The following is a 2,405-nucleotide window of genomic DNA, read 5'->3' on the forward strand; positions in this document are numbered from 1 at the left end:
AGGTGAAGCCGTTGGACTCTAGGCGGGTGGGGAGGGTGCGGTTGCTGCCTAGGAGTTCCCAGGCGAACTCGCCGAGGGCCAGGCGCATGAGGGCACCGGGGACCGGGATGAGGGCCGGGCGGTGCAGGGCAACGCCGATGGCTTGGGCTACCTCGGCGTTGGTGGCTGGGGTGGGGATGGTGACGTTGACCGGGCCGCTGAGGTTTTCGTCGGCGACGAAGCGGGCCGCGCGGAGCCAGTCGGTCAGGGCGACGACGGGGAAGTACTGCTTGCCGGAGCCGAAGCGGCCGCCGAGGCCGAATCGGAACGGGAGCGTGAGCAGTTGGAAGGCGGGGGCTTTGCGGGCCAGTACGACGCCGGTGCGGAGTGAGGCGACGCGGCAACCGGCCGCGGCGGCCGGTTCGAGCGCGCCTTCCCAGACGCGGACGACCTCGGCCAGGAAGCCGTCGCCGAGAGGTGAGTCCTCGGTGAGGATCTCGTCGCCGCAGTCGAGGCCGTAACCGCCGACACCGCTCTGGGTGACAAGGGCGGGGCGCTTGTCGAGCTGGGCGGCGGCGTTGGCCAGGGTGGCGGTGGTGGTGACGCGGGATTCGCGGAGGATCTTGCGGTACGTCGGAGTCCAGGGCCGGCCGATGTTCGCGCCGGCCAGGTTGATCAGGACGTCCGCGTCGGCGATACCGGCGAGGTCCAGCTCACCGCGGGCCGGGTCCCACCGCAGTTCGCCGGGGCCGGACGGCGTACGGCGGACCAGGCGGATGACGTCGTGGTTGTCGGCGCTCAGGTCACGGGCCAAGGCCTGACCGAGGAATCCGGAGGCACCGGCCAGCACGTACTTCATCCGAGTTGCTCCTTGCTGAGAAAGAGGACCGGCGCCGGTCCGTCGGAACGGAAACCGGCGCCGGGTCGCGCAGCCTTACGAGGTCGATCAGACGTCGAACTGGGCCTCTTCGAGGCGCTGCTTGACGGCCGTCAGGTAACGGGCCGCGTCGGCGCCGTCGACCAGGCGGTGGTCGTAGGTGAGGGCGAGGAAGACCATCTGGCGGATCGCGATGGTCTCGCCGAGCTCCGGGTGGGTGATGACGACCGGGCGCTTCACGACGGCACCGGTCCCGAGCATGCCGACCTGCGGCTGGTTCAGGATCGGGGTGTCGAACAGGGCGCCGCGGCTACCGGTGTTGGTGATGGTGAACGTGCCGCCCGCCATCTCGTCCGGCGTCACCTTGTTGTTGCGGGTGCGGTCGGCGAGGTCGGCGATCTTCTTCGCCAGGCCGGCGATGTTCAGGTCACCGGCGTTGTGGACGACCGGGACCATCAGGCCGCGCTCGACGTCGACCGCGATGCCCAGGTGCTCGGCAGCGTGGTAGGTGATCTCACCCTTCTCCTCGTCGATCGACGCGTTCAGCTTCGGGTACTGCTTGAGCGCGTCGATGGCGGCGAGAGCGAAGAACGGCAGGAAGGAGAGGTTCGTGCCCTCACGGGCCTTGAACTCGGCCTTCTTCGCGTTCCGGAGCTTGGCGATCTCGGTGACGTCGACCTCGACCACCGTGGTCAGCTGGGCCGAGACCTTCAGGCTGTTGACCATGTGGGACGCGATCGCCTTGCGGATCCGGCTCATCTTCTCGGTCGTGCCACGCAGCGGGCTGACCGTCGCGGCCTTGGCTGCGGCGGGGGCGGCTGCTGCCGGAGCGGCCGGTGCCGCTGCTGCGGCGGCCTTCTGGGCCTCCGCGGCGGAGATGACGTCCTGCTTGCGGATCCGGCCGCCGACGCCGGTGCCCTCAACAGAGTTGAGGTCGACCTGGTGCTCGGCCGCGAGCTTGCGGACCAGCGGGGTCACGTAGTTCGGGCCCTCGGTGGAGGTCCCGTTCGACGAAGCAGCCGGTACGGCGGGTGCCTGCGGAGCCGGGGCTTGCGCGGGCGGAGCCGCCTGCGGGGCCGGCGCCTGCGGGGCGGGTGCCTGAGCAACCGGTGCCTGCGCCGGGGGAGCAGCAGCCGGAGCGGGTGCAGCAGCCGGAGCCTGTGCGGCCGGAGCCGGAGCGGGAGCCGGAGCAGCAGCGGGAGCCGGCGGTGCCGGAGCGGCGGCCGGTGCCGGAGCCTCGGCCTTCGGAGCCGGAGCGGGGGCTGCGTCGCCGGAGCCCACGATCGCGAGCTCGGCGCCGACCTCGACGGTCTCGTCCTCGGCGACCTTGATCTCGAGAAGCTTGCCGGCGACCGGCGACGGGATCTCGGTGTCGACCTTGTCGGTGGAGACCTCGAGGAGGGGCTCGTCGACGGCTACGTCGTCGCCGACCTGCTTCAGCCAGCGGGTGACGGTTCCTTCGGTCACGCTCTCGCCCAGTGCGGGGAGGGTGACCGAGGTGCCCGATGCGGCCGCGGGGGCAGCGTCGGAAGCAGCCTCAGCCGGAGCG

The 2,405-nt window shown here is 71.1% G+C and carries 2 protein-coding genes; both read right to left on the reverse strand.

Features of this window, described 5'->3' with window-relative positions; genetic code table 11:
• The coding region (locus tag E1263_RS42190) for a TIGR01777 family oxidoreductase (RefSeq protein WP_132178070.1) at positions 1-838 on the reverse strand (838 nt) is incomplete at its 3' end.
• A gap of 87 nt (positions 839-925) precedes the next feature.
• Positions 926-2,405: 2-oxoglutarate dehydrogenase, E2 component, dihydrolipoamide succinyltransferase (gene sucB / locus E1263_RS42195; RefSeq protein WP_238162075.1), on the reverse strand; the 1,480-nt coding region annotated here is incomplete at its 5' end.

The sequence above is a fragment of the Kribbella antibiotica genome, from assembly GCF_004349055.1.
Lineage (GTDB): Bacteria > Actinomycetota > Actinomycetes > Propionibacteriales > Kribbellaceae > Kribbella > Kribbella antibiotica.